This is a genomic window from Streptomyces sp. NPDC037421, from assembly GCF_055602105.1.
In genome coordinates, this window is record NZ_JBVJWV010000007.1 from 11,292 (window position 1) to 38,191 (window position 26,900).

The 26,900-nt window shown below is 73.4% G+C and carries 26 protein-coding genes; 6 read left to right on the top strand and 20 right to left on the bottom strand.

All coding sequences use genetic code 11. The features are described from left to right. Positions 1-153 precede the first annotated feature (153 nt). Both ACZ7IF_RS12805 and ACZ7IF_RS12810 read right to left on the bottom strand, forming a co-directional pair. The gene (locus ACZ7IF_RS12805; protein ID WP_470968278.1) at positions 154-1,785 is read right to left on the bottom strand and encodes an amidohydrolase; all 1,632 of its coding nucleotides are present in this window, start codon (positions 1,783-1,785) and stop codon (positions 154-156) included. A 195-nt stretch (positions 1,786-1,980) separates the two neighbouring features. Beyond that, positions 1,981-2,421, bottom strand: a complete 441-nt coding sequence (locus ACZ7IF_RS12810) for an Lrp/AsnC family transcriptional regulator (protein WP_030011705.1) — start codon at positions 2,419-2,421, stop codon at positions 1,981-1,983. Positions 2,422-2,638: 217 nt separating this feature from the next. Between ACZ7IF_RS12810 and ACZ7IF_RS12815 the strand changes: the two genes are divergently transcribed. Next, positions 2,639-3,088, top strand: a complete 450-nt coding sequence (locus tag ACZ7IF_RS12815; protein WP_470968283.1) for a hypothetical protein — start codon at positions 2,639-2,641, stop codon at positions 3,086-3,088. A gap of 7 nt (positions 3,089-3,095) precedes the next feature. Here the strand turns inward: ACZ7IF_RS12815 and ACZ7IF_RS12820 are convergent, their stop codons facing one another. Continuing rightward, the gene (locus ACZ7IF_RS12820) at positions 3,096-4,187 is read right to left on the bottom strand and encodes a phosphotransferase family protein (protein WP_470968287.1); all 1,092 of its coding nucleotides are present in this window, start codon (positions 4,185-4,187) and stop codon (positions 3,096-3,098) included. A 28-nt stretch (positions 4,188-4,215) separates the two neighbouring features. Further along, positions 4,216-5,289 (bottom strand): Rv3169 family protein, encoded by a 1,074-nt coding sequence (locus ACZ7IF_RS12825; RefSeq protein ID WP_470969285.1) that lies wholly within the window; start codon positions 5,287-5,289, stop codon positions 4,216-4,218. Between the two features lie 294 nt (positions 5,290-5,583). On the opposite strand from ACZ7IF_RS12825, the gene ACZ7IF_RS12830 reads away from it, so the two are divergent. Beyond that, positions 5,584-5,847 carry a hypothetical protein gene (locus ACZ7IF_RS12830; RefSeq protein ID WP_470968293.1) on the top strand — a complete coding sequence of 88 codons (264 nt, stop codon included), beginning with the start codon at positions 5,584-5,586 and terminating at the stop codon, positions 5,845-5,847. Positions 5,848-5,870: 23 nt separating this feature from the next. On the opposite strand, the gene ACZ7IF_RS12835 is transcribed toward ACZ7IF_RS12830, so the two are convergent. The 3 genes from ACZ7IF_RS12835 to ACZ7IF_RS12845 form a co-directional block, all read right to left on the bottom strand. Further along, positions 5,871-8,369: a DUF6185 family protein gene (locus tag ACZ7IF_RS12835; protein ID WP_470968297.1), complete on the bottom strand. Its 2,499-nt coding sequence runs from the start codon at positions 8,367-8,369 to the stop codon at positions 5,871-5,873. Between the two features lie 99 nt (positions 8,370-8,468). Then, on the bottom strand, positions 8,469-9,641 hold the full coding sequence (locus ACZ7IF_RS12840; protein ID WP_470968302.1) for an acyl-CoA dehydrogenase: 1,173 nt from the start codon (positions 9,639-9,641) through the stop codon (positions 8,469-8,471). 156 nt (positions 9,642-9,797) lie between these two features. Beyond that, entirely contained in the window at positions 9,798-10,490 is a 693-nt protein-coding gene (locus ACZ7IF_RS12845; protein ID WP_470968309.1) for a TetR/AcrR family transcriptional regulator, read from the bottom strand. Between the two features lie 125 nt (positions 10,491-10,615). Between ACZ7IF_RS12845 and ACZ7IF_RS12850 the strand changes: the two genes are divergently transcribed. Next, positions 10,616-10,882 carry a hypothetical protein gene (locus tag ACZ7IF_RS12850; protein WP_470968312.1) on the top strand — a complete coding sequence of 89 codons (267 nt, stop codon included), beginning with the start codon at positions 10,616-10,618 and terminating at the stop codon, positions 10,880-10,882. A gap of 9 nt (positions 10,883-10,891) precedes the next feature. Here the strand turns inward: ACZ7IF_RS12850 and ACZ7IF_RS12855 are convergent, their stop codons facing one another. From ACZ7IF_RS12855 to ACZ7IF_RS12865, 3 genes are all read right to left on the bottom strand, one after another. Further along, positions 10,892-11,044 carry an SCO1431 family membrane protein gene (locus tag ACZ7IF_RS12855; protein ID WP_470968315.1) on the bottom strand — a complete coding sequence of 51 codons (153 nt, stop codon included), beginning with the start codon at positions 11,042-11,044 and terminating at the stop codon, positions 10,892-10,894. Positions 11,045-11,182: 138 nt separating this feature from the next. Then, complete coding sequence (locus ACZ7IF_RS12860; RefSeq protein WP_470968321.1) at positions 11,183-11,608, bottom strand: SPW repeat protein; 426 nt, start codon at positions 11,606-11,608, stop codon at positions 11,183-11,185. A gap of 96 nt (positions 11,609-11,704) precedes the next feature. Then, positions 11,705-13,099 carry a peptidase C39 family protein gene (locus tag ACZ7IF_RS12865; protein ID WP_470968328.1) on the bottom strand — a complete coding sequence of 465 codons (1,395 nt, stop codon included), beginning with the start codon at positions 13,097-13,099 and terminating at the stop codon, positions 11,705-11,707. Between the two features lie 112 nt (positions 13,100-13,211). Between ACZ7IF_RS12865 and ACZ7IF_RS12870 the strand changes: the two genes are divergently transcribed. The 3 genes from ACZ7IF_RS12870 to ACZ7IF_RS12880 all read left to right on the top strand — a co-directional run bounded on the left by ACZ7IF_RS12870 (position 13,212) and on the right by ACZ7IF_RS12880 (position 18,148). Beyond that, on the top strand, positions 13,212-13,847 hold the full coding sequence (locus ACZ7IF_RS12870) for a uridine kinase family protein (RefSeq protein ID WP_470968332.1): 636 nt from the start codon (positions 13,212-13,214) through the stop codon (positions 13,845-13,847). 366 nt (positions 13,848-14,213) lie between these two features. Continuing rightward, positions 14,214-16,121: an AAA family ATPase gene (locus tag ACZ7IF_RS12875; RefSeq protein WP_470968338.1), complete on the top strand. Its 1,908-nt coding sequence runs from the start codon at positions 14,214-14,216 to the stop codon at positions 16,119-16,121. Between the two features lie 653 nt (positions 16,122-16,774). After that, positions 16,775-18,148, top strand: a complete 1,374-nt coding sequence (locus tag ACZ7IF_RS12880) for an FAD-dependent oxidoreductase (protein ID WP_470968342.1) — start codon at positions 16,775-16,777, stop codon at positions 18,146-18,148. Positions 18,149-18,155: 7 nt separating this feature from the next. Here ACZ7IF_RS12880 and ACZ7IF_RS12885 read toward each other — a convergent pair whose 3' ends face one another. The 10 genes from ACZ7IF_RS12885 to ribD form a co-directional block, all read right to left on the bottom strand. After that, entirely contained in the window at positions 18,156-19,196 is a 1,041-nt protein-coding gene (locus ACZ7IF_RS12885; protein WP_470968345.1) for a hemolysin family protein, read from the bottom strand. Further along, a complete protein-coding gene (locus tag ACZ7IF_RS12890; RefSeq protein WP_470968352.1) occupies positions 19,193-20,560 on the bottom strand; it encodes a hemolysin family protein in 1,368 nt (455 codons plus the stop codon). Before ACZ7IF_RS12890 ends, ACZ7IF_RS12885 begins: the two co-directional genes overlap by 4 nt. Positions 20,561-20,759: 199 nt before the next feature. Next, a complete protein-coding gene (locus ACZ7IF_RS12895) occupies positions 20,760-21,224 on the bottom strand; it encodes a PH domain-containing protein (protein WP_470968358.1) in 465 nt (154 codons plus the stop codon). 121 nt (positions 21,225-21,345) lie between these two features. Then, complete coding sequence (hisG, locus tag ACZ7IF_RS12900; protein ID WP_405981682.1) at positions 21,346-22,194, bottom strand: ATP phosphoribosyltransferase; 849 nt, start codon at positions 22,192-22,194, stop codon at positions 21,346-21,348. A gap of 67 nt (positions 22,195-22,261) precedes the next feature. Further along, positions 22,262-22,543, bottom strand: coding sequence for a phosphoribosyl-ATP diphosphatase (locus tag ACZ7IF_RS12905; RefSeq protein ID WP_470968364.1), 282 nt, complete (start codon positions 22,541-22,543; stop codon positions 22,262-22,264). Between the two features lie 58 nt (positions 22,544-22,601). After that, positions 22,602-23,087 (bottom strand): 6,7-dimethyl-8-ribityllumazine synthase, encoded by a 486-nt coding sequence (gene ribH, locus ACZ7IF_RS12910; RefSeq protein ID WP_007262951.1) that lies wholly within the window; start codon positions 23,085-23,087, stop codon positions 22,602-22,604. A 64-nt stretch (positions 23,088-23,151) separates the two neighbouring features. Continuing rightward, positions 23,152-24,456 carry a bifunctional 3,4-dihydroxy-2-butanone-4-phosphate synthase/GTP cyclohydrolase II gene (locus ACZ7IF_RS12915; protein WP_470968369.1) on the bottom strand — a complete coding sequence of 435 codons (1,305 nt, stop codon included), beginning with the start codon at positions 24,454-24,456 and terminating at the stop codon, positions 23,152-23,154. Continuing rightward, on the bottom strand, positions 24,453-25,106 hold the full coding sequence (locus ACZ7IF_RS12920) for a nicotinamide mononucleotide transporter family protein (RefSeq protein ID WP_007262953.1): 654 nt from the start codon (positions 25,104-25,106) through the stop codon (positions 24,453-24,455). Before ACZ7IF_RS12920 ends, ACZ7IF_RS12915 begins: the two co-directional genes overlap by 4 nt. After that, complete coding sequence (locus tag ACZ7IF_RS12925; protein WP_470968374.1) at positions 25,103-25,726, bottom strand: riboflavin synthase; 624 nt, start codon at positions 25,724-25,726, stop codon at positions 25,103-25,105. Before ACZ7IF_RS12925 ends, ACZ7IF_RS12920 begins: the two co-directional genes overlap by 4 nt. Continuing rightward, positions 25,727-26,857: a bifunctional diaminohydroxyphosphoribosylaminopyrimidine deaminase/5-amino-6-(5-phosphoribosylamino)uracil reductase RibD gene (gene ribD, locus ACZ7IF_RS12930; protein WP_470968378.1), complete on the bottom strand. Its 1,131-nt coding sequence runs from the start codon at positions 26,855-26,857 to the stop codon at positions 25,727-25,729. Between the last annotated feature and the right edge of the window lie 43 nt (positions 26,858-26,900).

Sequence of the window (26,900 nt, forward strand, 5' to 3'; positions counted from 1 at the left end):
GCGCCGGGAGCCGGCCCCACCGGCGAAACCTTCCCTCGCCCCCGCGGCGCGGGCGCGCCGAGCGGGCGGAGCCGTCCGGTGGGGACGTCCAGTGGTGGGCCCGGCCGAACCTATCCGGGCCGGGCCGCCGGTACCGCACCGAGGCCCGGCGGATCACCCCTGTGGCCGTACGAATACCTCCCGGCCGCCGACCACCGTCGCCAGGCACACCGGCAGCTCCCCGCCCGGGCTCAGGTCGGGCAGGCCCGGCGTGCCGGAACGGGGGTCGGTGGACCAGCGGGCGACCCGGTCGTCGGGCGCCTGGACCACCAGTTCGCCGGTCTGCCAGACCGCGTAGTCGGCCGGGGCACCGGGCACGAGGGTGCCCGCGTCGTCGCGGCCCAGCGCCCGCCAGCCGCCCCGGGTGTGGGCGGCGAAGGCGGCCCGTACGGAGATCCGGTGCTCGGGGGTGCGGTGGAAGGCGGCGGCACGGACCGTGCCCCAGGGGTCGAGCGGGGTGACGGGCGCGTCCGAGCCGAAGGCCAGCGGGACACCGGCCTTGAGCATGGCCGCGAAGGGGTTGAGGGTGCGGGCGCGCTCGGCGCCGAGCCGGTCGGCGTACATGCCGTCCTCGCCTCCCCAGGCCGCGTCGAAGGCGGGCTGCACGGACGCGGTGAGGCCGAGCTCCGCGAAGGCCGCGATGGTCTGCGGGGTCATCATCTCGGCGTGCTCGACGCGGTGCCGGGCGGCCCGGATCCGGTCCAGCCCCACCTTCCCGGCGGCCGCGCGGACGCCCTCGACCACGGCGGCGACGGCAGCGTCCCCGATGGCGTGGAACCCGGCCTGGAGCCCCGCCCCGGTGCAGGCGGCGACGTGCTCGGCGACCTCGGCGGCGTCCAGGTAGCCCGTGCCGGTGTGCGCGGCGTCGGCGTACGGGGCGTGCAGGCAGGCGGTGTGCGATCCGAGGGCGCCGTCCACGAACAGGTCGCCGGCGGCGCCGACCGCGCCGAGCTCCTTGGCCAGGGCGAGGTCCCGGTCCGCCCAGTAGCCGTGGACGCGCGGCCCGGGGCGCTCGGCGGCCAGGGCCAGCAGGCCCGTGAAGTCCTCGGCGGAGGAGATGTCGGGCCCGCCGCACTCGTGCACCGAGCCGATGCCGAGGGAGGCCGCCCGGTCCAGGGCCGCCCGCTGCGCCTCGGCGCGCTGGGCGGGGGTGAGGGCGGCGAGCGCGGCGCGGCGGACGGCGTGGTGGTCGTCCTTGGTGAGCGGCACGTCGTCGCCGCGCGGGTGCACGTGGGGGACGAGGTCCAGGAGGGCCGTGGTGACCACCGCGGAGTGGACGTCGATGCGGCTCAGGTAGAGCGGACGGCCCCCGGTGGCCTCGTCGAGCTCGGAGCGGCGCGGGGCGCGGCGCTCGGGCCAGCGGGCGGCGTCCCAGCCGTGGCCGAGGAGCACCCGGTCGGCGGGCCGCCGGTCGGCGTACGCGCGCACGAGGCCGAGGGCCTCGGTGAGGGAGCGGGCCCCGGTCAGATCGAGACCGGTGAGGGCGAGGCCGGTGGAGGTGGTGTGGACGTGGGCGTCGGTGAAAGCGGGGGTGACGAGCGCCCCGCCGAGGTCGACGACCTCGTCCACGCCCTGCGCGAAGGCGTCGGCGGCGCCCTCGGAGCCGACCCAGGCGACGTGGCCGCGCTCGACGACCATCGCGGTGGCGAAGGGGTCGGCGGGGCTGTGCACCTCTCCTCCGCGGAGGAGGACGGTACGGGTGGTTCCGGCGGCGGGGGTGGGCGCGGCGGCGGTGCGGTCGGTCATGGGGACCAGTCTGGCCCCTCCGCCGGCCGCGGTTCGCCCCGGGTGGGGTGGGCGGGGGCGGGGGTCGGCCGGGGGCTGCGGGGTGCCGCTGCGCGGGGTTTGTCCCCTGCCCGCCCTTCGCCCTTTCCCCGGTCGCTGCCCGGACCCGCGCCTCACGCGCCGGCGGGGCTGGAGGGTGCGGCGGGGGCGGAAGGCCTACACCCGCGGTGGGCGGGCTTCGTAGGGGGTGGAGAGGACCACTGTGGTGCGGGTGGAGACGTGGGCCAGGGCGCGTAGACGGCCCAGGAGGTCCTCCAGTTCCAGCGGGGTGGCCACGCGGACCTTGAGGATGTAGTTCTCGTCGCCCGCGACGCTGTGGCAGGCCTCGATCTCGGGCACGCCCGCGAGCCGGTCCGCGATGTCGTCCGGCGCGCTCGGGTCGAACGGCTTGACCGAGATGAAGGCCGTCAGGGGGAGCCCGACGGCCTCGGGGTCCACGACGGCCGCGTACCCGCGGATGACGCCGCGCTGCTCCAGCCTGCGTACTCGCTGGTGGACCGCCGACGTGGACAGGCCCGTGGCCTTGCCCAGGTCCGTGTAGCTCATCCGCCCGTCCCGCACGAGCAGATCCACGATCTGGCGGTCCAGCTCCTCCATTGCGCTCATAGCCGCACAACCTATTGCCCCGAGCGGCTCCAGGCACAGCGGTGTCCACGTAGAAGTGGCACCTGCGGCGGGCATGTGACCAAAGCCACAGGCGTGTACGGGCGTACATCCCGCTCTGGTGGTTACTCGTGCCGCGCGGCGGGAAGTGCTTGGTGTGGCCGTGGCCGAAGTACCTGCCCGCCCGGCCCACCCAAGGGGGAGTACATCCATGCTGAACACCAAGCGCGCCGGTCGCACCGAACCGGAGCCCCTGGAATCCGTCGAGACCGATTACGCGGACGACGGGGAGTACCTCGAACCCGGCGACGCCGAGGACTTCGAGGTCCGCCACGCGGTCTGCCCGGACTGCGGGCAGTCGATCGCCCTCGTCGCGGACGAGGAGCACCTCCCGCAGCACGCGCTGTGCCTGACCCCGTGGAACCCCTTCGGGCTCACGGTGTGCGCCGGCACCGGCCGCCCGGTCTCGGACGCGCTGCCGACGCTGGGCGCGCTCCTGCCGGAGCAGCAGGAGCTGGACGCCATCGTGCGCCTCGCCCTGCCGCAGGGGCTGGACTGGCGCACGCAGCCGTTCTCGCACGTCGGCGGGCCGGGCTCGCGTCCCGTGCGGCCGGAGGCGGCCCCGCTGCCGCGCAAGAGCCAGCACGCGCAGGCCGCCTGATCCGCGGCTACCAGTACGTGCCCTGCACCATGCCGGCCAGGCTGGCATGGTGCAGGATCAGCCCGTCCGGGTCGGCGGGAACCTCCACCTCGCCGAAGTACGCCTGCCGGTAGGCGATGCGCAGCATGACGATCCCGTGCCGCAGGGCCGCGTACAGGGTGTGGAACTCCATGTCCCCCGGGGTGTGCCCGGTGAGCTCCGCGTAGCGGCGTTCCAGGTCCTCGCGGCGCAGGAAGTCCGGCAGGCCCGGCTGGCCGAAGCCCACGGTCAGGTCCTGGAAGAAGCGGTGCAGGTAGACGGTCCAGCCGAGGTCGACCTCGCGCGGGGCGTAGGCCGCCATCTCCCAGTCGAGGACGGCCGCCGGCCGGAAGCCGTCGTAGATGACGTTGCCGATGCGGGCGTCGCCCCAGTTGAGGACCGGGTCGCCCTCGTCGGCCGGCCAGAGTTCCTCCAGCCGGTCGAAGGCCCGCTCCAGCAGGGGCGAGCGCGCCAGGCCTGACACCACCCACTCGTAGTAGGCGCGCTGCGCGTCGACGTGGCGGCGCAGCGGGCTGCCCTCGCCCGCGGGGAGCAGGAACTCGGCCTCCTTCGCGGGGAACCGGTCGTGCAGCCGGGCGAGGAGGGAGATGCTCGCCTCCTGGAGTTCGGCGCGCTCGGCGTCGGTGGCGGAGTGCAGCCAGTTCCCCTCGTAGGTGTAGGGCATGACGTCGGGCGGTACGCGGCCCTCGGCGCGGGCCATCACGAAGAACGGCGCCCCGAGCGGTGCCGGGTCCTCCTCCAGCCACAGCACGCGCGGGACGGGCAGGTCGGTGTGCTCGGCGACCAGGCTCATCACGCGGTGCTGGCGCGGCATGTCGTAGGTGGGGAAGACGGTGTAGGCGGCCGGGTCGGCGGCCAGGCGCAGGGCGCAGGCGCGGACGGGGGCGTCGGGGTGCTCGATGTCGAAGAGCAGGGTCTCGCTGGACATGCCGTTGGAGCCGGGGACGGAGGTGTTGACGACCTTCGCGCCGGGGAGGCGGCCGTCAAGCCAGGCCGCGAGGCGGCGGCCGAGTTCCTCGGGCTCTCGGGTGGAGGTGCGGGGGCGGGGTGCCGTGGCCATGGTCGACCCTTCCTGTCTGGGGGCTGGGTCAGGGAGCGACGGAGGAGTAGTCGGCGAAGCCGCTGGGGTCGTGGCGGCCGAAGCTGCCGTGCTCGAAGATCCCGAAGCCGGTCCGCCCGTCGAGCGTGAAGCGGGCCGAGTGGTCGGTGACGCCGAAGGCGGCCATGGGGTGGGCGGCGGGGTCGGAGAGGTCGTAGGTACGGCGGTCGGTCCATCCGCGGCCCTGCCAGGTGCCGTGCTGCCAGTCGGCGGCGGGCGGGTAGCCGGCGCCGACGGCGAGCGGGGAGGAGTTCAGGATCTCGACGCCGAGTTCGAGGGGTTTGCGGGAGGGGTCGGCGAGGTGGACGACGGCGCGCTCGGGGTGGCGGCTGCCGGAGCGGTAGCGGATCTCGGTCTGGGGCCAGCCGAGCTGGACGTCGTGGCGGCCGCTGCCCTCGGGGAAGACCTGGACCGCCTCGTTGAGGGTGCGGTGGCCGTCGGCGTCCTCCTGGGCGATGACCATCAGGAAGCGGTCCTCGAAGCGGACGGGGATCCAGAGCCAGTGGAAGCCCTCGGGGCGCATCTCCTCGGCGGCCCGGCCGCCGTCCTCGCCGGGTATCGGGCGCACTCCCCAGCTGCGGTCGCGGGTGCCGGTCCACTCCCCCGGTGTGAGGGTGAACTCCTCGCCGCGGGCCCGGATGGTGCCGGTGACGTTGCCCGCCTGGACGAAGCGGCGGCCTTCGAGCATGAGGCGGTCGCCGCGGCGCTGGACGTGGTGGGGCTCCCAGACGGCGGGGAACTCGGCGGTCCAGGTGATGTCGTACGAGAGCCCGTGCGGGTCCGCCGGGTCGGGTTCGCAGCGCAGGGTGAGCCGCTTGAGCGGTACGTCGACGGTGATCGACAGGGGGCCGACGGAAAGGTTCATCCGGTCGTCGGTGAGCGCGTCGGAGGCGCGGACGGCGAGGAGTTCGCCGCCCAGGCGCAGGGTGGCGTAGGCGTCGATGACCCCGGCGTTGGGGTAGACGCCGAGGCCGAGGATGAGGACGGCGCGGCCGACGTGGTCGAAGACGTGGAAGATGCAGCGGTCGTAGGCGTTCCGGTCGCCGCTGACGTGGTGCTTCATCGACAGCGGGGCCTGGTGGACGGGGTACTCGTCGAGGGCGACGGGGCGGTCCGCGGGCACGGCAAACCTCCTGGGGCACGGGGGCGGGCAGGGCTGCTGAGCGGATATGACGGTACGTCAGATGCCCCGCTCGCGGCCAGTGCCGTGGCACACCCTGACATCCCGGCACTCCCGGCCACCGCCCGGCTCCGCCGGGGCGCCCGGGGCGCGGGGGCGGCGCGCGTGGGACGGCTCGAACGGATGGGCGCGGACGGGGAGGGGTTACCCCTGCGTCAGGTCCGGCGTTGGCGGTGCATGACGACCCTCGAAACGCCGTCGGCGAGAGCGGGGCGCAGGCGGCGCCCCACCCCGCCTGGTTACGAAGAATCGGTTCAGCGCACGGTCCCGGAACCGGGCGGACAGCACGGGCGGCCGCACCAGCCCGACCCGCCGATCTACGGCGACCTCCTCGCCCGCTGGGCCGCCGCCGGCCGCACCCTGCCGGGGCGTCGCGACCCGGAGTGGTCCCGGATCGCCGCCTCCCCGATCTGGCCGAGCGGGCCGCTGTACGAGTCCTGAAGCGGACGCGGCCCGGACGCCCCTCAGGGGGCCGGGGGTGGCGCCAGCGGGCCCCCTTCGCGCAACGTCTTCCAGATGGTGGCGAGCGCCAGGAGCTGCGCCAGGCAGAACGCCACCGAGGCGAAGCGCATCTGGTAGACGTACGCGACGAGACCGGCGCTGGTCGGCCAGTAACGCCGCTCGCTCTGGAACGTCTGCACGTCCATGACCAGCCCGGTGAACGTCATGACCGAGGCGAAGGCGGCCATGGCCGGGGTCGACCCCTCCATGCTCTGCCCGATGGCCTGGGCGATGACCTGGTGGGCCGCGACCGGTACGGAGAAGGCGGCGGCGACACCGAACGCCTTCGTCGGCCCGTGCCGGCCGGGAAGGTCGCGCCAGAGCGCCCCCAGGAAGAACCCTCCGCCCACCCAGGTGGACTGCCAGAAGACGATCTCGAGAACGATATCGAGGACGCCGACGGGGGACTCGGTGGTCAAGAGCCACGCTTCGTTCCGGATCATGTCCGTCCAGTACATCAGCGCAGTGGCGGGCAGACCGACGAAGCAGGCGACGAGCGCCCCCCGGCACGCGTTGCCCCACCAGGTGGGCATGGGCCCGCAGGCGAACGGCAGGTCCACCGGCCGCACCCCTTCCGGCAGGCACCGGTCCAACTCGTCGATCTCGTGCTCGATCGACTCCTGCGTCGGGGTGCGCTCGCCCGACGAACCGGCGCCCGCGCGCTGGAGCCGCGACTGGAGCTGCCGGAAGCGCCGCGCCAGGCGCATCAATTCGGACCGGTCTGTCCGTGAGACGGTCTTCCCGAGCGGAGCGTTGTCCGCTGAAGGCTGCTCCAGCACGGACCTGGCCTGTCCCAGAGCGAGCAGGCCCCAGGTGGCGGCGAGAGTGATGACCAGGATGACGAGGTCACCCGAGAAGCCGTAGTACAAGGCGTAGCTGGGGACCACGGCGAGGGTGAACAGCACCACCAGCAGGAATTTCTCGGCCTGGTCCGGCGTGAACGAGTCTTCCTCTCTCTGTTCGGAACGGCAGACGCGGAGCACCCCCACGAGGGCCAATGGCGTCAGGTATGCGGCGCCCGTCAGCAGCGAATTGAGGGAGTAGTAGGGGAACCACCACCACCACATGTCGTAGTAATACACCCATTGGCCCCCGTACGACTTCCAGCCGGGGTCGGCGAGCCAGCTGAGGCGTTCCCAGCTCCGCTCGAAGGCGACGTAGGACCACAGGACGGTCGACGCCGCCGCCGCGAAAGAGACCGATGCCACCACCCATCGCGGCAGCCCTCCGTCGCCCATGAGCAGGAATCGCTGTCCCGACGAGAGCAGCCCCAGGACGTAGACGAAGAGCACCGCCAGAAGTACGAGCAGCACGATCCAGGAACCGGGAGGTTGGATCTCGGAGTCGCTGTTGGTCAGCAGAGCGTATTCCGACCATTCGACGTAGGCGTAGGCTGCCGCCAGACAGAGCGTGAAGGCGCACGCCCCGATGAGGAAGGGCTTTCCCACCCTGCCCAGGAAGCACAGGACGAGCCCGATCAGCAGCAGAGCGAACAGCCAGACAGTCCCCTCGTAATCCCAGTGCCAGGACATCTGCTGGCGCATGAAACGGTAGGCGTTGTCACCCAGGAAGACCACCAGGGCGAGCAGCGCCTGCACGAGCGCCCACGTCTTCAACGTCTTGAGCGACCGTTCCTCCTCCGGCATCAGAACGCCGCCCCGACCTCGCCGGAGCATTCTGGCGCAGAGCAGCAAGAGCACGCTCGCCTCCAGGAACCAGAAGGCACCCGAGGCACTGTCGTAGCCGAAGGTCTCCCAGAACTCACCCTCCGTCGCGGCGATGGCACTCCATTGCTGTGCCGCGGGCGGACGGAACGCCACCTGGAAGGTCTCCCCGCCCTTCCGCTGCTGCCACCTCAGTTCGGTGCCCTTCTCACCGAAGGCCGGAGCGGGGGTGACAGACATGGCGCCGGGGCCGCCCAGCCGGACGTGCACGTCCTCCCACGTGGCCCCGGCGAGATTCGGCGGCGGTCTCAGTCCGAGGACCCACTCGTTCTCGCCCGCGTTGAGCTGCCAGGGGCCGACGCGATACGAGCCGAGCACCTGAACCCATGCGACGGCTTCGTAGTGGACGGTGGTCCAGGTGCCGTCGGCCGTCACCGTCAGTGGTTTGAGACGCCATTCGTCGTCGAAGAAGCCCTCATCGGTATCCGTGACCTTCCCCAGCAGACAGCGCAGCGCCGAGCGGTAACGCGGTGAGCGGGAGTCGAGGAGCAGGTCGGGGGCGGGACCCCAGCCCGTCGGGACACGGATCTCCATCACGCTGGTGAGCAGGCTGTCATTACGGCCACGGTGGTCGAACTCCGCCCAGGCGGTGACCTTCGCCCTGCCGAGCTGGTCCGCCCGGCAGGGGTCCGTCGCCGCGGCAGCCCGGGGCCAGGCCCCTCCGGCCTGCACGGCGAGGAGGGCGAGCAGCAGGAGCACGTACGGCAGGAACACCCCGGAGCGTCTGAGACGGGTCACCGCCCATGATCTTCTCCGGCGGCCCCGTGCGGCTCCCGGCGACACGGCGGAACCCCCGCGGGTTCAGCCCGGCGGCCGAGAGCCTTCACACGTCCGGCGTCAGCGGGTCTCGGGGCCGGCCAGGTGGCGGGCGATGACCATGCGCTGGATCTGGTTGGTGCCCTCCACGATCTGGAGGACCTTCGCCTCGCGCATCAGCCGCTCCACCGGGAAGTCCGCGGTGTAGCCGTAGCCGCCGAGGATCTGCACCGCGTCCGTGGTGACGGCCATGGCCGCGTCCGTGCAGAAGAGCTTGGCCATGGCCGCCTGCCGGGAGAAGGGCTTGCCCGCGTCCCGCAGCCGCGCGGCCGCGAGGTAGAGCGCCCGGCCCGCCTCGATCTTGGTGGCCATGTCGGCGAGCATGAAGCGCAGCCCCTGGAAGTCCGCGATCGGGTGCCCGAACTGCTTGCGGCCGAGGGCGTACGAGACGGCCTCGTCGAGGGCCGCCTGGGCCACGCCTATGGCGCAGGCCGCGATGCCCAGCCGGCCCGCGTCGAGGGCCGCCAGCGCGATGGTGAAGCCCTGGCCCTCCTCGCCGATCCGCCGGGAGTCGGGCACGCGGACGCCGTCGAAGTGCAGCTGGGCGGTGGGCGAGCCCTTCATGCCCATCTTCTTCTCGGGGACGGCCGCCGTCAGGCCGGGGGCGTCGCCGGGCACGAGGAAGGCGGTGATGCCCTTGGCGCCCGGGGCTCCGGTGCGCGCGAGGACGGTGTAGAAGTCGGCGACACCGCCGTGGGTGATCCAGGCCTTGGTGCCGGTGATCACCCAGTCGTCGCCGTCGCGGACCGCCTTGGTGGTCAGCGAGGCGGCGTCCGAGCCGGCGGCCGGCTCGGAGAGGCAGTACGCGCCGAGCAGTCCGCCGCCGAGCATGTCGGGCAGGTGGGCGGACTTCTGCTCCTTGGTGCCGTAGCCGGCGAGGCCGTGGCAGGCCAGGGAGTGCACGCTGACGCCGAGGCCGACGGTCAGGCGGGCGGCCGCCAGCTCCTCCAGCACCTGGAGGTAGACCTCGTACGGCTGCTCGCCGCCGCCGAACTCGCCGCCGTACGGGAGGCCGAGCAGTCCGGCCTCGGACAGCAGGGTGAAGACCTCCCGGGGGAACCGGCCGGTCTCCTCCTCGTCGGCGGCGTGCGGGCGGATCTCCCGCTGGGCGATCTCGCGTACGAGCGCGAGGAGGTCCCGGGACTCCTCGGTGGGCAGCTGACGGTCCACCGGCTGCGGGGCGCGGTCTGTCATGGCGGCGCTCTCCTCCCTCGTCGGGCACGGCGGCGACGCGTGAGGTGTGGGACGCGCCGCCGGGTCTCGGTGCTCTCACAGCCGATGCTGCCGTCCCGGGTCACGGAACGGCTCGCTCAGCGGCTGCGGCGGGTTGAGTATGCCCGATCAGGCGCTTTACGTCACCGGTACATGATTGCCATGATCATTCGATCCGCTCGCGGGCTCCTCGGGAGCCACTGGAGGAGCCGGACAGTCGGGGACGAACTCCTCGATCACGGTCAGCGTCGCCCTCAGCTGGCGTACGAGCAGGGCGGCGAGCACGTCCCGCTCCGGGCGCGCCCCGGCCGGCGGGGTGCCGATCCAGTCGAGGGTGGCGCCCTCCACCCCGGAGAGCCAGCCGACGAGGGCGAGCCGGGCCAGGGGCGGGACCTCGCGGCGGCCGTAGGCGCCCTCGGCGATGGTGGTGACGAGCTCCTCGCGGACGGCGTCGCGGATGGCCAGCACCTCGGCGTCGGAGCCGACCCCGCCGGTGGCGATGGTGCGGTAGGCGGCGCGGTGGTGCTCGGCGTAGTGGAGGTAGCCGTCGATCGTGCGGCGGACCCGCTCGGCGGCCGGCAGGCCGGTGTCCCCGCCCGCGCGGGCGACGAGTCCGGCGACGGAGTCCTCGACGATCGCGAGGTAATAGCCGCGCTTGCTCTTGAAGTAGTAGTAGACGAGCCCCTTGGCGACGCCGGCCTGTCGCGCGATGTCGTCCATGGAGAGGGCGTCGTACGGGGTGTCGGCGAACAACTTCCGCCCGAGGGCTATGAGTTCGGCCCTTCGAACCTGCGAACGCGGGGCTGCGCCACGCTGTTGACTACCATTCAAATTCGGCCCCAGCCTCGAACCGCCACAGGATGCCCGCAGTATCGCAGACCTGCCTGTCGCGCTCCTTTCGCACCGATCCTCCGGAATTCACACGGGGGCCGAGAAGCAAGGGGCTCGCCTCCTGCGTGCACACCGACCGCTCCGTCGACGGCGAGGACCTCGAAGGCGACGCCGCCTTCGGCACGGCGCAGATCGGCCGGGACGCCTCCACTGCCGGAGGCAGGTTCAGCGGGTGCGTCCAGGGGCTGCTGTGCGTCACCTTCAGCCCGGACGGGCCGCCGGCCCCGCCGGCCATCCCGCCGTTCGCGTTCATGACGCGGGTCAGCGCGGGACAGGCACTGGTCACGTCCGACGTGATCGTCACGGAGGGGCTGCGGCTGGGGGCCTCGTGACGGCGGCGGTCAGATCAGGCCGAGCTGGGTGACGAACATGGCCACGACGACCACCAGGGTCCAGCCGAGCACGTGCTCCAGCCACGCGGAGTCTTCCTTGGGGCCGCCGGTCCCGACGAGGCGGCGGGCGCGGGCGGCGAGGGCGGCGGTGTGTGCGGTCATGCCGTCCAATGTGCCAGCGTTCGCGGCTTTCGCGGTATATGACGAGGGTCACTGGTGGCACCGGTCACGCCACCGGGCCCCGGCGGCCTCCGGTGGTCGGAGGTGCTGCCGGGGCCCGGCGGCGGGATGCGCTCCTGGTCAGGTCGTCGTGCGCCGTCCGCCCATGGAGACCATGGCCAGCCCCAGGCACAGCATGACCGCGCCGGTGATGACGTTGCTGACGACACTGCGGGTGGTGTCCATCTCACCGGCCATGACCCAGGGGGCCACGATCGTCCAGGCGCCGATCGCGACGGCCGTCCAGGCCATCGCGTGCGTGCGCTCGTACGCCGACCCCAGCCCGCCCATGCACAGGCAGAAGGCCAGACCGGCGATCAGGTTGTTGACGGCCAGCGGGCCCAGCACGCTGAACCCGGCTATCCAGGGCGAGGCCGCGAGGTACAGGCCCGAGATCAGGGCCAGTGCCTCCACGGCCTGCGCGGCGGGAGTGCTCGTCACCCGCTCGAACCGAGTCCGCATCTCGGCAAGGTCCGGGTGTCGTTCGATGCTCGAATGGGTGGTCATGGTGGGCTGCCTCCTAGAGAAGCCTTATACGCCCTTTATGCCCATATTCCGACCGTTAAGCCATATCTACCAGCGGACCTTTTCCGGGCCCGCGGATCACAGCACCCCGACCTCCCGCAAGGCCCTGATCTGGTCCGGGCCGGGCCGGGCCGGAGCGTAGAGGTAGCAGACGCCGCCGGTGCCCGAGACGGTCTTCCCCGCGGCATTGCGGCGCTTGGTGCGCAGCCACGCGTTCTCCCACTCCCGGCGCCGGTAGAGGCGGCGGACGGACTCGTTGTCCGCCGAGTTCGGGTCGTTGGCGATCACGTCCCCGGCGGCGGTGAAGCCGATCACCGTCATCAGGTGCCCCGCAGTGCCGTAGCCGGCCCCGGTGAGCTCCTGCGCGAGGAAGGACTGGGAGGTGATGACCGGGATCCCCGCCCGGACCAGGGTCTCCAGGTCGGTGAGGGAGGTCAGCCGGGTGACCACGGCGGCCAGATCGCGGTAGGTGGCCGCGTAGGCGGCGTTGAATGGCCAGTTCCCGCAGCCCTTGTACGCGGCGTCGTAGGTGGAGCGGGCCGCGTGGCACACCTGCGGGTCGGCGTAGCCGGGGCGGACCCAGCCCAGGGAGGCGGCGCTGGGCTTGCGCCCCCAGTACTCGATGACCATCTGGGAGGAGGTCGGGCTGCACCAGGCCTCGCCGCCGTTGTCGTACTCGGGGTACTGGCCGGCGTGGACCTCCTGCGAGTAGCGCGGGACCTTCAGCTCGTGCGCCCGGCCCGAGGGGGTGGCGGCCGGGACGGTGAAGCGGTCGGGGACGGCTGAGGCCATGGCCCCGGCCAGCCAGACCCTGGGGCCCCGGGCGGCGCCGGGCTTGCGGTGCAGGGTGAGGCGCAGCTGCCAGCCGGTGATGCGCAGGCCGGCGGCCGCGGCGGGGGCGTCCACGGCCAGGGTGTCGGTCCAGACGGTGGTCCGGCCGTCGGTCTGGCCGTCGACGGAGGTGCGGCGGATGTCGCCGTCCCCGGCGGCCCAGCGGCCCATCACGTACCAGCGGCCGAGCGTGCCGTCGCCGTAGGAGGGGCGCAGCTCGGTCTGGATCCAGGTGCCGGCCGGGGTGCGGGCGTTCCAGGAGGCGATGGCCTCGGTGGCGGGGACGGTGGTGCGGTGCACGGGGGAGGTCCAGGTGGCGTACTCCCAGGTGGACTTCCGGGCGGTGTGCGGGTCGGTGTACTCGGTGCGGCCGGCCGGGGTCGCGATCTCCAGGCCGGGCCGGGCGCCGGCGACGGCGGTGGTGCCGCGGTGGGTGCCGGCCTGCCAGTGGGCGTGCGCGTACCAGAACCGGTTGTCCACCGTCCGGGCCGGGGCCGCGCCGGCGGCCGCTTCCGCGGCGGCGTCTCCGGGGGCGGCGGCCGGGTCGGAGGCCGCCGAGGCCCGCCCGCCGGGGACGGTGGCCGCGGTGGCGGCGGCGAGGGCGACGGCCAGCAGGGCCCTGCGTGGCGTGGGTGCGGTCATCGGCTTGTTCCCCCAGGGGGTCGGTCTGGTGGTGCGACTGCTCCACCCTTCCAGTTCCCGGCCGCGCGGCGGCGAAGCCCGGGGCCGTGTCGGGGGCCCGTACCCTGGCCGGGTGGAGCCACAGCAGTCACTCGAGTCACTCGCGCGGGAGCTCGCCGCCCTGCCGCCCTCGCTCGGCCCCGTCCGGCTGATCGGCATCGACGGGCACGCCGGATCGGGCAAGAGCACCTTCGCGGAGCGGCTCGCCGCGGCCCTGGGCGGCGCACCGGTACTGCACCTGGACGACGTGGCCACCCACGAGGAGCTGTTCGGCTGGGCGGGGCGGCTGCGGGCGCAGGTGCTGGAGCCGCTGGCCGCCGGACGGGACGCGCACTGGGCCCCGTACGACTGGGTGGAGCGCCGCTTCGGCCCGGAGCGGGTGCTGCATCCGGCGCCCGTGGTGCTCGTCGAGGGCGTGGGGGCGGGCCGGCGGGCGCTGCGGCCCCATCTGGCGCGGCTGCTGTGGATGGAGACCCCCCGGGAGAGGTCCTGGGGGCGCGGGCGGAACCGGGACGGACTGGACCTTTCCGACTTCTGGGACGGATGGGAGCGCGCGGAACTCGCGCACTTCTCGGACGACCCTTCACGCCCCTTCGCGGACACCTTGGTACACCAGAGCGGTACGGGATACGAGTGGACTTCCGGGGCTTCTGCGACCCCGGGAACGGCCTCTTCCGTCACCGAACGTCACGGACTCCCCCAGGCCTGAGCGGCCGAGCTCCGACGGCCGCACGGGGCTTCCCCGACCCGCTTGACCCGGGCCCGGGAACCGCCGTACGTTCTGAATGCGCGGTCTGCGAAGGCCGCCGCAGACGCGAAGCCCCCGATTGTTCCCCCGTGATCGGGGGCTTCGTTCTGCCCCGGGCCGGTGCGGCGCGCGCCGCTCCGCCCGCTCTTCTTCACCCTGAGTTACCCTGCGCTTCCGGGGCACACCCACGACCCGTGCCCACCGCACCCTGGGTAAGGTGCGTCACCGCAGGTACGATGCAGCCCTGATTTCATCGGCGGGGTCGACAACTCTGGTGCGCGACGCGGAGTTTGCCGCGCACCACGGGGCATGCTTGTGGGGGATGTGATGGACTTCGGCATGCCGGGCAGCGCACACGCCCCGGCCGAACTCGCCTGGCTGCGCGGGGTCGACGCCTGCACGATGGGCGCGTACCCGCAGGCCGAGGAGGAGTTCCGCGCGGCCGTCGGGCTCGATCCCGCCATGGCCGACGCCTGGCTGGGACTGCACGCGCTGCGGGTGGACACCACCAACGCCTTATTGCGGATGTACGCCCACCGGGACCGCTTCGGCGAACAGCGCACCCGGCACCGGCGGACCCTCAACTCCTGGTACTGGCTGGGCTGGTGGGTGCAGCCGGTGCTGGAGAGCCGGCGGGACCTGCTGCTGGCCCACGCCTCCCACTGGCTGGACGGCCGCCACGTGCCCGAGCTGGACCAGGCCCTCGCCGCGCTGCCGCCGGTGGACACCGATCCCCAGGTCCGGTTCCTGCACGCCTGCCGGGCCTACCTGGTCAAGGACTGGGAACAGCTGGTACGGCACACCGAGCCGCTGGTGCTCGACCCGCTGCTCGGGATCGAGGCGGGGCTCTTCGGCGGGATGGCCCGGGTCCGGCTGGAGATGTACGGGCAGGCGGAACCGATGCTGTCGGCCGCGCTGATGCGGTGCCGCAGCGAGCAGCCCCAGCGCAAGGAGCTGCGGTACTGGCTGGCGCGGGCCCGCGAGGGCACCGGCCGCAGCGCGGCGGCGCTGCCGCTGTACCGGGCGGTGCACCGGGTGGACCCGGCGTTCATGGACACCGCGGCCCGGCTGACCGCCATCGAGGACAGCACCGACCCCGACGACATGGCGGGGATGGCCGACGCCTTCGGGTACGGCGGCCACCTGAGCGAGGGTCTCGCCGGGCACTACGCGGCGGTCGCGCTGGGCGGCGGCGGCAGTGGCGGCGGGGGCGGCCCGGTCCAGGACATCGCGCCGGACGGGCAGGTGGACGCCGATCCGCCGACGCCCGGGGAGCCGCCGGGAACGGGCCGGCTGGAGGGCGTACGGCACCGGCTGCCGGTGCCCCCGCAGGGCGCCCCGCCCGGACTGCCGGCCGGGCCGGCCGATCCGGCGCTGCTCGCCGAGGCGCTGGCGGAGCTGGAGCGGATGGTGGGCCTGGAGCCGGTGAAACGGCAGGTGAAGGCGCTGTCGGCGCAGCTGCACATGGCCCGGCTGCGGGCCGCCCAGGGCCTTCCGGTGCAGCCGCCGAAGCGGCACTTCGTCTTCTCGGGGCCCTCGGGCACGGGCAAGACCACGGTGGCCCGGATCCTGGGCCGGGTCTTCTACGCGCTGGGGCTGCTGGGCGGGGACCACCTGGTGGAGGCACAACGGGCCGACCTGGTCGGGGAGTTCCTCGGCCAGACCGCCGTCAAGGCGAACGAGCTGATCGACTCCGCGATCGGCGGGGTGCTGTTCGTGGACGAGGCGTACAGCCTGTCCAACTCGGGCTACAGCAAGGGCGACGCGTACGGCGACGAGGCCCTGCAGGTGCTGCTGAAGCGGGCCGAGGACAACCGCGACCACCTCGTGGTCATCCTGGCGGGCTACCCGGCGGGGATGGACCGGCTGCTGGCCGCCAATCCGGGGCTGTCCTCGCGGTTCACGACCCGGGTCGACTTCCCGAGCTACCGTCCGGCGGAACTGACCGCGATCGGCGGGGTGCTGGCGGAGGCGAACGGGGACTGCTGGGACGAGGAGGCGCGGGAGGAGCTGCGCAGCATCAGCGGGCACGTGGTGGAGCAGGGCTGGATCGACGAGCTGGGCAACGGCCGGTTCCTGCGGACCCTGTACGAGAAGAGCTGCGCGTACCGGGACTTGAGGCTGGCGGGCTTCGCGGGCGAGCCGTCGCGGGAGGACCTGGCCACGCTGCGCCTGCCGGACCTGATGCAGGCCTACGGGGAGGTCCTCTCGGGGCGCGGCCCGAGCCCGGCCTGACGCCGCGCCGCTGCGCTGGGCTGGGCTGGGCTGGGCTGGGCTCCGTCGGCCGGGCGGGCGGGGCCGGGCGGGGCCAAGGGCCGGGGCGCGGGCCGTTGGCCGCCTGCGGGTGGTGGCCGCTGCGCGGGGCTGGTCCCCTACCCGCCCTTCCACCGTTCCCCGGGGCTCCGCCCCGGACCCCGGTCCCGGGTCACCGGGCCGGTACCAGAGCCGGTCTCGGGACACGAGGCCGGTACCAGAGCCGGTCCCGGGTCACCGGGCCGGCGCCAGGGCCCGGGCCAGTGCCAGGGCCCGGGCCGGTGCCAGGGCCCGGGCCGGTGCCAGGGCCGGCGCCAGGGCCGAAACCAGCCCCGGGCCAGTGCCAGGCCCGGCCAGTGGCAGGCCCGGGCCGGTGCCAGGGCCCGGGCCAATGCCCGGGACGGGCGCCACCCCCGGGACGGGCACCGCACTCCGGGACGGCACCGACCCCGGGGACGGGCACCGCACCCGGGGCGCCCGTTCGGCGTGTGAGGCGGGGCGGTCCGACATGGTCCGGCGTCGACCCGTAGGGGTGCGGCGCCGGTTGACCGCGTCGGGGTGGGGCGGCCCGGCGTCCGGGCGGAGACCGGCGAGCGGTAGGCTCGATCCGCAACACGACGCGAAGGGGAGCCTCAGTGGCGCGGGTTGCAGTGATCGGTGGGGGTATCAGCGGGCTGGGAACGGCCCTCATGCTCGGGCGGCGGGGCCATGCGGTCACCCTCTACGAGCAGGACGCCCGGCGGGCCGGAGCCGACCTCGAACGGGACTTCTTCCGCTGGGACCGGCCCCGGGTCCCGCAGGCCGTCCAGCCCCATTCCTTCCTCGCCCCCGTGCGCACCGTCCTGCGCGCCGAGACACCCGACGTCTACGCGGACCTGCTGGCGCGCGGCGCCCGGGAGTACCACGACTTCGACTGGTTCGGCGAGCATCCGCCGGCCCGGGACGGGGACGAGGAGCTGGTGACCCTGCGCACCCGCCGCATCGTGCTGGAGGCGGCGCTGGCCTCGGCCGTGCGGCGGGAGCCCGCCGTCGACGTGCGGCAGGGCAGCCGGGTGAGCGGCCTCGCCTTCGCGGAGGGCAGCCCGCCGCGGGTCACCGGCGTACGGGTGGGCGCCGAGGAGCACCGGGCGGACCTGGTCGTCGACGCGTCCGGGCGCCGCTCGCCGGTTCCCGGCTGGCTCACCGCGGCCGGCTGCCGGCCGCCCGTGGTCGACAGCCACCGCACCGGGCTCGCGTACTTCTGCCGCTGGTACAAGCTGCGGGCCGACGGCCCCCGGGACCCCGGGAAGGTGAAGACCGGCTCGGCCTCGCCGTTCGCGCTCGCCGGGGTCTTCCCCTCCGACAACGACACCTTCGCGGTGCACCTGGTGCTGTCCACGGGCGATCCGACCCGGAGCGCGGTCACCGACCCCGCCGTGTTCGAGGCGGCCGCCCGGCGCTTCCCCGCCACCGCCGCCTGGCTCGGCCTGGCCCCCGAGCCCCAGTCGGCCGTCCTGCCCATGGCGGGCCTGGACAACCGCTGGACCTCCCTCACCGACGACGAGGGGCCCGTGGTCGCCGGCCTGGTCAACGCGGGCGACAGCCTCGTCCACACCAACCCCACGCTGGGCCACGGCGTCGCCCTCGGCCTGCGCGCCGCCCAGTACCTCGCCGCCCACGCCGGCCCGACGGCCGCCGACCCGGCCGGCTACCACGACTGGACGGCCCGGACCCTGCGCCCGTGGTTCGACGCCCAGGTGGCCGCCGACCGCGTCAACGAGCAGCGCCTCGCCGAGAGCACGCCGCTCTCGGACCGGCGGGCCGCCGCCGTGGGCGCCTGCGCCTTCGAGGACCCCGTCGTCATGAGGGCCCGGGCCCAGGTCCGCCACCTCCTGCTGCCCGCCGCCGACGCCTACGGCACCGACGAGGTGGACCGGCACGTGACCGCCTGGCTGGAGGCCAACCCGGACTTCTCGCCGCGGCACGACGGCCCGACCCGGGACGAGTGGGAGGCACTCATCCCGGGCTGAGCCCGGATCAGGCCCGGGCGAAGGGGCGGTGGGCCGGGTCGCGGACCTCGCCGACCAGCATTTCGAGGACGTCCTCCAGGGCCACCAGGCCCAGGATCCGGCCCGAGGGGTCGGCCACCTGGGCCAGGTGGGTGGCGTCGCGGCGCATGACGCTGAGGGCGTCGTCCAGCGGGAGGGTGGAGCACAGCGTGGTCATCCGGCGCCACACCCGCTGCGGCACCGCCCGCTCGCGGTCCTCCAGGTCGAGGACGTCCTTGACGTGGAGGTACCCCATGAAGGCCCCGGTCTCGGAGCGGACGGGGAAGCGGGAGTAGCCCGTGCGGACCGTCAGCTGCTCGATCTGCCGGGGAGTGACGGCCGGGCCCACCGTGACGAGGCGGTCCCGCCTGAGCAGGACGTCGGTGACCGGGCGGCTGCCCAGTTCCAGGGCGTCCTCCAGGCGCTCCTGCTCGACCGGTTCGAGGAGCCCGGCCTGCCGGGAGTCCTTCACGAGCCGGCCCAGCTGGGCACTGGTGTAGACGGCCTCGACCTCGTCCTTCGGCTCGACCTTGAACAGCCGCAGGACGAGCGCGGCGCACGCTCCGAGCGCCGTGGTGACGGGACCGCAGAGGCGGGCGAAGGCGACCAGCCCGGGGCTGAACCACAGGGAGGTCTTCTCCGGGGCGGCCATCGCGAGGTTCTTCGGGACCATCTCGCCGATGACCAGGTGCAGGAAGACCACCGCCGACAGGGCGACCACGTAGCCGAGGGGGTGGATCAGGCCCTCGGGCACGTGGAGGGCGTGGAAGACGGGCTCCAGCAGCCGGGCCACCGTGGGCTCGGCGACGGCGCCGAGGGTGAGCGAGCACATGGTGATGCCGAACTGGGCGGCGGCCATCATGCGCGGCAGGTTCTCCAGGCCGTACAGCACCTGGCGGGCCCGCTTGGACTCGGCGGCCAGCGGCTCGATCTGGCTGCGGCGTACGGAGACGAGCGCGAACTCGGCGCCGACGAAGAAGCCGTTGGCCAGGACGAGGAGCAGGGCGAAGAGGAGCTGGAGGGCGTTCACCGGGCGGCGCCTTCCAGCTCGGCGGCCGGGCGGCCGCTCGCGGGGGCCGGCACCGCCGTGAGGCGTACCAGCCGCACCCGCTCCGCGCGGTTGCGCCGGACCTGGCGGACGGACAGCTTCCAGCCGGGCAGCTCGGCCCGGTCCCCGGGGGAGGGGATCCGGCCGAGGAGGTCGGCCACGAGCCCGGCGACGGTCTCGTAGGGCCCCTCGGGCACTTCGAGGCCTATCCGGCGCAGGGTGTGCACGCGGCAGCTGCCGTCGGCCTCCCAGGAGGGCCGGCCGTCCTCGCCGGGTACGGCCGCCAGTTCGGGGCTGTCGTCCTCGGCGAGGTCGTGCTCGTCGCGGACCTCTCCGACGAGTTCCTCCACGATGTCCTCCAGGGTGACCACGCCGGCGGTGCCGCCGTATTCGTCGACGACCACGGCCATCGGCTGCTCGCTGCGCAGCCGCTCCAGCAGCGGCTGGACCGGCAGGGAGCCGGGTACCAGCAGCGGGGCCACGCAGATCCGGGCGACGGAGGTGCGGGCGCGTTCGGACTCGGGCACGGCGAGGGCGTCCTTGAGGTGGACGACACCGGTGACCTCGTCGATGCGCTCGCGGTAGACCGGGAAGCGGGACAGGCCGGTGGCGCGGGTCAGGTTCAGTACGTCGGCCGCGGTGGCCGTGTCCTGGAGGGCGCTGACCTTCACCCGGGGGGTCATGACGTGCTGGGCGGTGAGTTCGCCCAGCGACAGGGTCCGTACGAAGAGGTCGGCGGTGTCCTGTTCGAGGGCGCCGGCCTGGGCCGAATGGCGGACCAGGGAGACCAGTTCGCCGGGGGTGCGGGCGGAGGCCATCTCCTCGGCGGGCTCCACTCCGAGCGCCCGCACGAGGCGGTTGGCGACGGAGTTGAGGCCGGCGATGACGGGCCGGAAGGCCCGGGAGAAGGCCTGCTGCGGGCCGGCCACGAAGCGGGCCACCTGGAGCGGCCGGGAGACCGCCCAGTTCTTCGGGACGAGCTCGCCGACGACCATCTGCACGGCGGAGGCGAGCAGCATGCCGGTGAAGACGGCGACGCCCGAGACGGCGCCGTCGGGCAGGCCGGTGGCGGCGAGCGGCCCCGACAGCAGGCCCGCGAGGGCCGGTTCGGCGAGCATGCCGACGACGAGGGAGGTGATGGTGATGCCGAGCTGGGTGCCGGAGAGCTGGAAGGACAGCTCCCGCAGGGCTTCGACGACCGTGCGGGCACGGCGGTCGCCCTCGGCTGCGGCGCGCTCGGCCTCGGGCTTCTCGACGGTGACGAGGCCGAATTCGGCCGCCACGAAGAAACCGTTGGCGAGGATCAGTGCGAAGGCCGCCACGAGCAGGAGTAGCGGGATGGTCATGCCGCCGCCTCCGTGGGGAGGGCGGCGCGGGTACTACCGGACGATCCGTCCATTGCTGGAGGGAGTCACTCCTCTGGTCGCAGGTGCCCACGGGCCACGGGGTCCCGGGGCGGTGGGAGGGCGCACCGGGGCGCCCCGCCACCAGGGTAGTCATTGAGATCGCCGCCGCAATGGGACGCAGCGACGAGGCCCGGCCGGGTCAGTGGTCGTTTGTGCCGGTTCCGCGGGTTTCGGCGAGGGCGCGCAGGGCGCGGGCGTCGCCGATGGCCCGGGCCTTGGCCACGCCGGGCTGGATGCCGAGAACGGGCAGGCTGGTGCCGTCGTTGAGGTCGAGGAACACCCACGGGTCGCCGGGGCGGAGGTTGACGCGGAGGATCTGCGCCCACTCCAGGCGGCGGGTGGTGGTGAGGTTCACCACGGTGACGCCGGTCTCGTCCGCGACCACCTTGGGGCGGCTGAGCAGGACGAGGACGGAGGCCATCAGGGCGGCGGTGAAGACGAAGCTGACCCGCTCGCCGGGGCTGAGGTTCTCCAGGAGCAGCGCGATCGCCGTGATGGTGGCGAACATGACGAGCCCGACGCTGAGCAGCACCGCCCGGGTGCGGTTCGGCCGGAAGGTGACCGGCAGGGCGGGGGTTGCGGGGTGGGCGGCGGACTCGCTCATGGTGCGCTGGGCCTTCTGGGGTGGCGTACGGGAGGACGGCGCGGGGGTGGTGCGCCGTGCGGGGAGGCGGTGGGGGCCGGGAAGGGTCCGGGTGCGGACCCCGTCGCCGGCCCGGACCGTCCTAGAGGCGGCAGGCGTGGATCGAGGTGGTCAGGATCGCGCGCGCGCCGAGCTCGTACAGGTCGTCCATGATCCGCTGGGCCTCCTTGGCGGGGACCATGGCGCGGACCGCGACCCAGCCCTCGTTGTGGAGCGGGGAGATCGTCGGGGACTCCAGGCCCGGGGTGAGGGCGACGGCGCGCTCCAGGTGCTCGGCGCGGCAGTCGTAGTCCATCATCACGTAGCTGCGGGCCACCAGGACGCCCTGGAGGCGGCGCAGGAACTGCGCGACCTTGGGGTCCTCGTTGTCGGCGCCGGTGCGGCGGATGACGGTCGCCTCGGACTTGAGGATCGGCTCGCCGATGACCTCCAGGCCGGCGTTGCGCAGGCTGGTGCCGGTCTCGACGACGTCGGCGATGACCTGCGCGACGCCGAGCTCGATGGCGGTCTCGACGGCGCCGTCCAGGTGGACGACGGAGGCGTCGATGCCCTGGTCGGCGAGGTGCTTGGCGACGATCCCCTCGTACGAGGTGGCGATCGTCATCCCGCCGAAGTCCTCGGGGCCCTTGGCGGTGCCGGGCTTGGTGGCGTAGCGGAAGGTGGACCGGCCGAAGTTCAGCGGCAGGATCTCCTCGGCGTTGGCGCCGGAGTCGAGCAGCAGGTCACGGCCGGTGATGCCGATGTCCAGCTTGCCCGAGGCGACGTAGATCGCGATGTCCTTCGGGCGGAGGTAGAAGAACTCGACCTCGTTGTCGGGGTCGACCGTGACGAGTTCCTTGGACTCCTTGCGCTGGCGGTAGCCGGCCTCATGGAGCATCGCCGACGCCGGTCCGGAGAGTGAACCCTTGTTGGGGACGGCGATGCGCAGCATGGGCTTCCTTTGGTGCGTAGTTGCGAAGGGTGTGGGCGGGGCGGAGCCCCCGGTACTGCGGGCTCGCCTAGAGGTGCGCGTAGACGTCGTCGAGGGAGATCCCGCGCGCCACCATCATCACCTGGACGTGGTAGAGCAGCTGGGAGATCTCCTCGGCGGCGGCTTCCTTGCCCTCGTACTCGGCGGCCATCCAGACCTCGGCGGCCTCTTCGACGATCTTCTTGCCGATGGCATGGACGCCCTTGCCGACGAGCTCGGCGGTGCGGGAGGTGCTGGGGTCGCCGTTGGCGGCCTTGAGCTGGAGCTCGCTGAAGAGCTCTTCGAAGCTCTTGGTGGGTTCGTTCGCCATGATGCCCTTAGAGTACGGGCTCACCCGCGTCCCCCGGTGCCGGGGTTCACTCCTTGGACTACCGCCAGGGCTCGCTGACGGTGCGCAGGGTCATGGCGGTGGAGACGGCGGCGGTGACCGCTTCGTGCCCCTTGTCCTCGTTCGACCCCTCAAGGCCGGCGCGGTCCAGCGCCTGCTCGTCGTTGTCGCAGGTCAGCACGCCGAAGCCGACGGGGACTCCGGTGTCGATCGACACCTGTACCAGGCCCTGGGTGACGCCCTGGCAGACGTAGTCGAAGTGCGGGGTGCCGCCGCGGATGACCACGCCGAGGGCGACGATGGCGTCGTAGCCGCGACCGGCCAGCACCTTCGCCACGACCGGGAGCTCGAAGCTGCCGGGGACGCGGAGCAGGGTGGGCTCGTCGATGCCCAGCTCGTGCAGGGCCCGCAGCGCGCCGTCGACCAGCCCGTCCATGACCTTCTCGTGCCACTGGGCCGCGATCACGGCCACCCGGAGGTCTCCGCAGTTCTTCACGCTCAGTTCGGGTGCGCCCTTGCCGCTCACAGCTCTGCTCCTCGGTGTTTCGGTTCCGCTGATGTGTACGAGTGGTGTGTCTGCGTGGTTACGGTTACTGGTTGCCGCAGGCGGAGGTGGGTACGGCACCCTCCAGCCAGGGCAGGTCGTGGCCCATCCGGTCCCGCTTGGTGCGCAGGTACCGGAGGTTGTGCTCGCCGGCCTCGACGGGCATGGGCTCCCGGCCCGCCACGGAGATGCCGTGGTCCTCCAGGGCGGCGGCCTTGTCGGGGTTGTTGGTCAGCAGCCGGACGGTGCGCACTCCCAGGTCGGCGAGGATCTGCGCGCCGGCGCCGTAGTCGCGGGCGTCGGCGGGCAGGCCCAGTTCCAGGTTGGCGTCCAGCGTGTCGCGGCCGCGCTCCTGGAGCTCGTAGGCGCGCATCTTGGACAGCAGTCCGATGCCGCGGCCCTCGTGGCCGCGCAGGTAGACGATGACCCCGCGGCCCTCGGACTGGACCTTGGCCATGGCGGCCTGGAGCTGGGGGCCGCAGTCGCACCGCTGGGACTGGAAGATGTCGCCGGTCAGGCATTCGGAGTGCATCCGGACCAGGACGTCCTCGCCGTCGCCGACCTCGCCGTGGACGAGGGCGACGTGCTCGACGCCGTCGGTGGTGGAGCGGTAGCCGTACGCCGTGAACTCGCCGGCGGCGGTCGGCAGGCTGACCTCGGCCTCGCGGCGCACGGTCGGCTCGGAGGAGCGGCGGTAGGCGATCAGGTCCTCGATGGAGATGATCGTCAGGCCGTGCTTGCGGGCGAAGGGGATCAGCTCGGGCAGCCGCAGCATGACCCCGTCCTCGCCGGCGATCTCCACGATGGCGCCGGCGGGGCGCAGGCCCGCGAGGCGGGCGAGGTCGACGGCGGCCTCGGTGTGGCCGTTGCGGACCAGGACGCCGCCGGGCTTGGCGCGCAGCGGGAAGATGTGGCCGGGGCGGACGAAGTCGCCGGCCCCGGAGGTTCCGTTGGCCAGCAGGCGCAGGGTGGTGGCGCGGTCGGCGGCGGAGATGCCGGTGGTGACGCCGTGCGCGGCGGTGGCGTCGACGGAGACGGTGAAGGCGGTCTTCATCGACTCGGTGTTGTTCTGGACCATCTGCGGGAGCTCCAGGCGCTCCAGCTCGGGGCCCTCCATCGGCGCGCAGATCAGGCCCCGGCACTCGCTCATCATGAACGCGACGATCTCGGGGGTGGCCTTCTCGGCGGCGATGACGAGGTCGCCCTCGTTCTCGCGGTCCTCGTCGTCGACGACGACCACGGGGCGGCCGGCGGCGATGTCGCGGATGGCCTGCTCGACGGGGTCGAGGCGGAAGGTCTCCTGGGCGGCCGGCTGGGCCGGGTCCGGCACGGACTTGAGGATGGTGGTCATGCCGTTGCTCCTTCGAGAACCGTGGCGGGGGTGGTGCGCGAGCGCTGGTACCAGTCGTAGGCGCCCCACAGGACGAGCGCGAAGTAGACGACGTAGACGAGGCCGGAGAAGGCCAGGCCGCTGTTGAAGGCGAGGGGGACGCCGACGAGGTCGACGAGGAGCCAGGCGAACCAGAACTCGACCAGGCCGCGGGCCTGGGCCACCATCGCCACGATCGTGCCGACGAAGATGTAGGCGTCGGCCCACGGGCTCCACGACAGGTTCGGGAAGAGGGTGAACAGACCGCCCACGGCGAGGGTGCCCGCGGCCGCCCCGGCGAGGAGCAGGCCGCGCTCCTTCCAGGTGGCGGTGCGGACGGCGATGGAGCCGTCCTGGGCCTTCTGCCGGCCGAGCTGCCAGGCGCGCCAGCCCCAGACGGCGACGGAGATCACCAGGAGCTGCTTGCCGACGCCGCCCGCGAGGTGGGCGGAGGCGTAGGCGGCGACCAGGATCAGGCCGGAGAGGAGCTGGGCGGGCCAGGTCCATATGGAGCGGCGCCAGCCGAGGGCGAGGGCGGCCAGGCCCATCAGGTTGCCGATCATGTCGGACCAGATGACCTTCTGGCCGAACACCTCGAAGGCCTGGGTGTTGAGCCAGGTCAGGGCGGTCACTGCTCCGTCTCCTTCGCGTGGAGGGGGTTCACACCGGCGGCCAGGAGGCGCTCGACGTACTTCGCGAGGACGTCGACCTCGAGGTTGACCGGGTCGCCGCTCTGCTTGATGCCGAGGGTGGTCAGCGCGAGGGTGGTGGGGATGAGGCTGATGGTGAAGTAGTCGGCGGCGGCCTCGACCACGGTGAGGCTGACGCCGTCCACAGTGATAGAGCCCTTCTCTACGACGTACCTTGCGAGGTTCTCCGGCAGCGAGACCTTGACGATCTCCCAGTGCTCCGAGGGGGTGCGGGAGATGATCCGGCCGGTGCCGTCCACGTGCCCCTGCACGAGGTGGCCGCCGAGCCGTCCGCCGAGGGCCATGGGGCGCTCCAGGTTGACCCTGGAGCCCGCGGCGAGGGCGCCGAGGCTGGAGCGGTTGAGCGTCTCCTGCATGACGTCGGCGGTGAACTCGCCGTCCTCGGTCTCCACCACGGTGAGGCAGACGCCGTTGACGGCGATCGAGTCGCCGTGCTTGGCGCCTTCGGTGACGACGGGGCCGCGCAGGCGGAAGCGGGAGGCCTCGGCGAGCTGCTCGACGGCGGTGACCTCGCCCAGTTCTTCGACGATTCCGGTGAACACTCAGTGCTCCTTGGGGGCGTTGGCGGGAACGGCGGTGATGCGCAGATCGGGGCCGGTGCGGACGGCCTCGGTGATGTCGAGGCGTACCGCGTGGGCGATGTTCGTGATGCCCGCGCCCGCGAGGGCGGCGGGGCCGGCGCCGAGGAGGGCCGGGGCGATGTAGCCGACGACGCGGTCCACGGCCCCGGCCTCCAGGAAGGCTCCGGCGAGGGTGGGGCCGCCTTCGAGGAGGACGGAGCGCACGCCGCGCCCGTACAGCTCGGCGAGGAGGAGGTCGAGGGGGACGCGGCCGTCGCGCAGCGGCAGCCGCAGGACGTCGGCGCCGGGCAGGTGCGCGGTGTCGGCGTCCTCCCCGGTGACGATCAGGGTGGGGCCGGCGTCGTCGAGGATGCGGGCGGTCGCCGGGAGGCCGGCGCGGGTGTCGAGGGCGACGCGCAGCGGCTGGACGGCTCCGTCGACGCCCCGGACGGCGAGGTGGGGGTCGTCGGCGCGCAGGGTGCCGCCGCCGACGAGGACCGCGTCGGCCTCGGCGCGCAGCCGGTGGACGTCGGCGCGGGACTCCGCGGAGGTGATCCAGCGGCTGCTGCCGTCCTCGGCGGCGCTGCGGCCGTCGAGGGTGGCGGCGTACTTCCAGGTGACGTGGGGGCGGCCGAGGCGTACGGAGGTCAGCCAGGCGGTGTTGCCCTGCTCGGCCTCGTCGGCCAGGAGCCCGGCCTCGGTGGCGATCCCGGCGGCGCGCAGGGTGGCTCCGCCACCGCTGGCCTGCGGGTTCGGGTCGCAGACGGCGTAGACCACGCGGGTGATCCCGGCGTCGGCGAGGGCCTGCGCGCAGGGGCCCGTACGCCCGGTGTGGTTGCAGGGTTCGAGGGTGACGTAGGCGGTGCCGCCGCGGGCGGCGTCTCCCGCCGCGCGCAGGGCGTGGACCTCGGCGTGCGGGCCGCCGGCCCGCTCGTGCCAGCCTTCGCCGACGACGGCGCCCGCGGGGTCGGTGATGACGCAGCCGACGACGGGGTTGGGGCTGGTGGAGCCGAGTCCGCGGGAGGCCAGCTCGATGGCCCGGCGCATCGCGGTGACGCTCGGGTCGGGTGCTGCCTGCGCGGCGTGTGTCGCCACCGGGTCCTCCTGCCTCATCGGGCACGGACTCCGGGGCCTGTCGGGATACGACAGATGAAGC

Coding starts and splice junctions, on each gene's coding strand:
- ACZ7IF_RS12805 (WP_470968278.1), bottom strand. CDS start 1,785: ATGACCGACCGCACCGCCGCCGCGCCCACCCCCGCCGCCGGAACCACC.
- ACZ7IF_RS12810 (WP_030011705.1), bottom strand. CDS start 2,421: ATGGAGGAGCTGGACCGCCAGATCGTGGATCTGCTCGTGCGGGACGGG.
- ACZ7IF_RS12815 (WP_470968283.1), top strand. CDS start 2,639: ATGCTGAACACCAAGCGCGCCGGTCGCACCGAACCGGAGCCCCTGGAA.
- ACZ7IF_RS12820 (WP_470968287.1), bottom strand. CDS start 4,187: ATGGCCACGGCACCCCGCCCCCGCACCTCCACCCGAGAGCCCGAGGAA.
- ACZ7IF_RS12825 (WP_470969285.1), bottom strand. CDS start 5,289: ATGAAGCACCACGTCAGCGGCGACCGGAACGCCTACGACCGCTGCATC.
- ACZ7IF_RS12830 (WP_470968293.1), top strand. CDS start 5,584: ATGACGACCCTCGAAACGCCGTCGGCGAGAGCGGGGCGCAGGCGGCGC.
- ACZ7IF_RS12840 (WP_470968302.1), bottom strand. CDS start 9,641: ATGACAGACCGCGCCCCGCAGCCGGTGGACCGTCAGCTGCCCACCGAG.
- ACZ7IF_RS12855 (WP_470968315.1), bottom strand. CDS start 11,044: ATGACCGCACACACCGCCGCCCTCGCCGCCCGCGCCCGCCGCCTCGTC.
- ACZ7IF_RS12860 (WP_470968321.1), bottom strand. CDS start 11,608: ATGACCACCCATTCGAGCATCGAACGACACCCGGACCTTGCCGAGATG.
- ACZ7IF_RS12865 (WP_470968328.1), bottom strand. CDS start 13,099: ATGACCGCACCCACGCCACGCAGGGCCCTGCTGGCCGTCGCCCTCGCC.
- ACZ7IF_RS12875 (WP_470968338.1), top strand. CDS start 14,214: ATGGACTTCGGCATGCCGGGCAGCGCACACGCCCCGGCCGAACTCGCC.
- ACZ7IF_RS12890 (WP_470968352.1), bottom strand. CDS start 20,560: ATGACCATCCCGCTACTCCTGCTCGTGGCGGCCTTCGCACTGATCCTC.
- ACZ7IF_RS12895 (WP_470968358.1), bottom strand. CDS start 21,224: ATGAGCGAGTCCGCCGCCCACCCCGCAACCCCCGCCCTGCCGGTCACC.
- hisG (WP_405981682.1), bottom strand. CDS start 22,194: ATGCTGCGCATCGCCGTCCCCAACAAGGGTTCACTCTCCGGACCGGCG.
- ACZ7IF_RS12905 (WP_470968364.1), bottom strand. CDS start 22,543: ATGGCGAACGAACCCACCAAGAGCTTCGAAGAGCTCTTCAGCGAGCTC.
- ACZ7IF_RS12915 (WP_470968369.1), bottom strand. CDS start 24,456: ATGACCACCATCCTCAAGTCCGTGCCGGACCCGGCCCAGCCGGCCGCC.
- ribD (WP_470968378.1), bottom strand. CDS start 26,857: ATGAGGCAGGAGGACCCGGTGGCGACACACGCCGCGCAGGCAGCACCC.